This is a genomic window from Pseudoroseomonas cervicalis ATCC 49957, from assembly GCF_000164635.1.
GTDB classification, from domain to species: domain Bacteria; phylum Pseudomonadota; class Alphaproteobacteria; order Acetobacterales; family Acetobacteraceae; genus Pseudoroseomonas; species Pseudoroseomonas cervicalis.
On the sequence record NZ_GG770779.1, the window covers coordinates 336,865 to 340,451 of the forward strand.

Genomic DNA, 3,587 nt, shown 5'->3' on the forward strand with positions numbered 1-3,587 from the left:
CGCTGGCGCGCACCGGCTTCGACCAGGGGCTGCACGGCTTCGTGGCCTCGGTCGGGCCGCGCGCCGCGGCGCTGGCCCGCGCCATCGCCGAGCGCCGCTTCTCCCTGGCCTTCCAGCCGATCGTCGACCTCGCCGCGCCGGACCTGCGCGCGGCGCATTACGAGGCGCTGATCCGCCCGCGCCCGACCGAGGGGCTGCCCGAGCTCGGGCCGCAGGCCTTCGTCAACCTGGCCGAGATGGTCGGCCTCTCCGCCGAGCTGGACCTGGCGGTGGCCGAGGAGAGCCTGGTGGCGCTGCGCCGCGCCGGCGGCGACATCCGCGTCGCCTGCAACGTCTCCGGCCTGTCGCTGCAGGACCCGGAATTCCGCCGCCGCATGACCGCGCTGCTGGAGCAGCACCCGGCCGAGCTGCAGGCGCGGCTGCTGGTCGAGGTGACCGAGACGGTCGAGATCGAGAACGAGGCCGAGGCCGTGGCCTGCCGCGAGGCGCTGCGCCAGCACGGCGCCGCCGTCTGCATCGATGATTTCGGCGCCGGCGCCGCCGGGCTTTCCTATCTGCGGCTGCTGCGCCCCGATCTCGTCAAGCTCGATGGCCGCTTCATGGAGGCCTGCGCCGGCGGGCAGCGCGGCGAGAGCTACAATTTCGCCGCCGCCCTGGTGGAGCTGGCCCGCGCCACCGGCGCGCTGGTGGTGGCCGAGCGCATCGAGACCGAGGCGGACGCGCAGACCGCCCGCTCCTTCGGCGCCCGCTACGGACAGGGCTGGCTGTTCGGCCGCCCCGGCGCCCTGCCCGGCAGCCTGACGCCGCGCGCCTTCGGCGCCACCGCCCGCCGCGCCGGCCATGGCACGGCCTTTGCTCTAGGCTAGCCCAGCATGACCTCCAGCGCAGCATGATGGGCAAGACAGCATGACCAGAGTGGCGCCATGAGCCTCTCCAGCGCGCTCCTGACCGCGACCAGCGGGCTGCGGCTGACCACGCGCCAGCTGGAGCAGTCGGCGCAGAACATCGCCAATGCCGACACCGCCGGCTACACCCGCAAGACCGTCAGCGGCGAGGCCGTCACCACCGGCGGCGTGCGCACCGGCGAGGCGCAGCGCGCCGTGGACACGGCGCTGCGCAACCAGGCGCTGAAGGCGCGCAGCGCCGAGGCCGGCGCCAGCCTGGCCAACGCCACCCTCTCGCCGCTCGCCGGGCTGCAGGGCGACACCAGCGATGGCCGCGACACCGCGGGCCTGATCTCGGCGCTGAACGACGCCTTCACCGCGCTGGCCGCGAGCCCGGCCGACAGCAGCGCCATGAGCGGCGTGCTGCGCGCGGCGGAGGACATCGCCAGCCAGCTCAACACCGCCAGCGAGGCGATCGGCACCACCCGCCAGGCGGTGCAGGACGGCCTGGTGGCCGATGTCGACGCCGCCAACGGGCTGATCCGGCAGATCGGCGCGCTGGACAAGCAGATCCGCGCCGAGGCCGCCGCCGGCCGCGACGCCGCCGCGCTGAAGGACCAGCGCGACACGGCGATCGGCCAGCTCTCCGACTATCTCGGCGTGAAATCGACCGAGGGCGCCGATGGCGGCGTGACGCTGACGCTCGCCAGCGGCTCGGTGCTGCCGCTCGACGCCGAGAGCGGCCCGCTCGGGCTGGAGCGCGCGACGGTCACCCCCGGCAGCTATCACGGCACGCCGGCCGGCACCCTGCCGGGGCTGACGCTGAACGGCCAGGCGGTGAACGGCGCGGCGCTGGGCGGGCGGCTCGGCGCCGGCTTCACCCTGCGCGACCAGACCCTGCCGACGATGCAGGCCGAGCTGGACCAGACCGCGGCCACCCTCGCCGGGCGGCTGGACGAGCAGGGGTTGCGCCTGTTCACCGACAGCGATGGCAGCGCGCCGCCCGCCGCCGGCACCGCCGCCGGGGCGGCGCAGACGGTGGGCTTCGCCGCGCGCATGACGGTCAATGCCGCGGTGGCGGAGGCGCCGCGCCTGCTGCGCGACGGCACCCACGCCACCGCCGACTTCACGCCGAACCCGGCGGGCGGGCCGAGCGGCTTCACCACCCTGCTCAGCCGGGTGTCGCAATACAGCTTCGGCGCCGAGAAGGCGGCCGGTGTGCCGCACACCGCCATCCCGACCAGCGGGCTCGGCCCCGGCGGCACGCTGAGCTCGAATTTCGCGGCGCCGCAGCGCATCATCGACTACGCCGCCTCGGTGGTCGGCAGCCAGGCCGGCACCATCGCCGCGGCGGAGAGCGCGGCGGAGGGCGCCACCACCCAGCGCAGCTACCTGGACGGGCTGGTGCAGAAGAGCGAGGGCGTCGACACCGATGCCGAGCTGGCCAACATGGTGGCGCTGCAGAACGCCTATTCGGCGAATGCGCGGGTGATGTCGGCGGTGCAGAGCATGTGGGACGCCCTGCTGGACGCGGTGCGGTAAGGAGCGAGGGCGATGGCGATCCAGGGCTACCAGGCTTCCATGGTCTCCGCGCTGCGGCTGCAGGACCGCTTCACCGAGCTGACCCGCCAGGTCAGCAGCGGCGGCCAGCGGGCCGAGAGCTATGCCGGGCTCGGCCGCGACGCCGCCCGCGCCAGCAGCCTGGCGGCGCAGATGGCGCAGCGCGGCGAGTTGCAGGCGGTGGCCGAGCGCGGCGAGGGCCGCGCCGCCTACACCCAGACGGTGATGGACCGGCTGGCCGGCATCGCCGGGCAGATGGCCGACAGCGCCGCCTCGCTGAACGGCACCATGAGCAGCCTGTCCCAGATCCGCGAGAATGCGCGGCTCGCCCTGCAGGAGGTCTCCACCCTCCTGAACGAGCGCTACGAGGGCGAGGCGATCTTCGGCGGCAGCGACCTGCAGAACGATCCGGTGGTGGCGCCGCAGCAGATGCTGAAGACCGGCATGTTCACCGGCATCGGCGCGCTGCTCGACGATTATGGCAGCCAGGGCGGCGACATCGACGCGCTGTTCGGGCAGATGACCGCGCTCGCCACCAGCAACGCCGATGGCGTCTCGCCCTTCTCCTCCTATGCCAACGCGGCGGCCGAGGGCGGCGTCGCCGATTCCCGCCGCGCCGTGCCGACCGGCAATGGCACCGGCATCGAGATCGGCCTCTACGCCAACCGCAACGCCGCGGTGGGCGAGACCGGCTCGACCACCGGCGCCTGGTCGCGCGACCTGATCATGGGGCTGACCGTGCTGGCCAACCTGACCGAGGAGCAGGCGGCGCAGGGGAATTTCAGCACGCTGGTGCAGAAGACGGTCGGCCTGCTGCGCGACGCCGGCAATGGCGCCAATGACGAGATCGGCGCGCTGGGCACCGCCCAGTCGCGGCTCTCGGCGGCGGCCAGCCAGCACAAGGCGGTCTATGACCAGGTGGAGACCCAGCTCGGCGACCTCACCACCATCGACATCGCCGAGGCGCAGGTGCGGCTGCAGCAGGTCAACCTGCAGCTGCAGGGCAGCTATCAGGCGCTGGCCATGCTGGGCCGCGTCTCGCTGGTGAACTACCTCTGAGGCCAGGCCGGCGGAGCCACCGCCCGGTTCAGAACAGCCGCCGCCCGGCCACCGCGCCGGGCGCCGCCGGGGCGGGGCTGGCGG

Annotated in this window: 3 protein-coding genes; all 3 read left to right on the forward strand. The window is 74.1% G+C overall.

Annotated features, from left to right (window positions below; translation table 11 throughout):
* Nucleotides 1-866: EAL domain-containing protein (locus tag HMPREF0731_RS12765; RefSeq protein ID WP_169312292.1), on the forward strand; the 866-nt coding region annotated here is incomplete at its 5' end.
* A 57-nt stretch (nucleotides 867-923) separates the two neighbouring features.
* Nucleotides 924-2,426 carry a flagellar hook-associated protein FlgK gene (flgK, locus tag HMPREF0731_RS12770; protein ID WP_007004560.1) on the forward strand — a complete coding sequence of 501 codons (1,503 nt, stop codon included), beginning with the start codon at nucleotides 924-926 and terminating at the stop codon, nucleotides 2,424-2,426.
* A gap of 12 nt (nucleotides 2,427-2,438) precedes the next feature.
* Complete coding sequence (locus HMPREF0731_RS12775; RefSeq protein ID WP_007004561.1) at nucleotides 2,439-3,503, forward strand: flagellin; 1,065 nt, start codon at nucleotides 2,439-2,441, stop codon at nucleotides 3,501-3,503.
* The last annotated feature ends 84 nt before the right edge of the window (nucleotides 3,504-3,587 follow it).

Excerpts from the sequence above, each read along its gene's own strand:
- flgK (WP_007004560.1), top strand. The coding sequence starts at position 924 with ATGAGCCTCTCCAGCGCGCTCCTGACCGCGACCAGCGGGCTGCGGCTG.
- HMPREF0731_RS12775 (WP_007004561.1), top strand. The coding sequence starts at position 2,439 with ATGGCGATCCAGGGCTACCAGGCTTCCATGGTCTCCGCGCTGCGGCTG.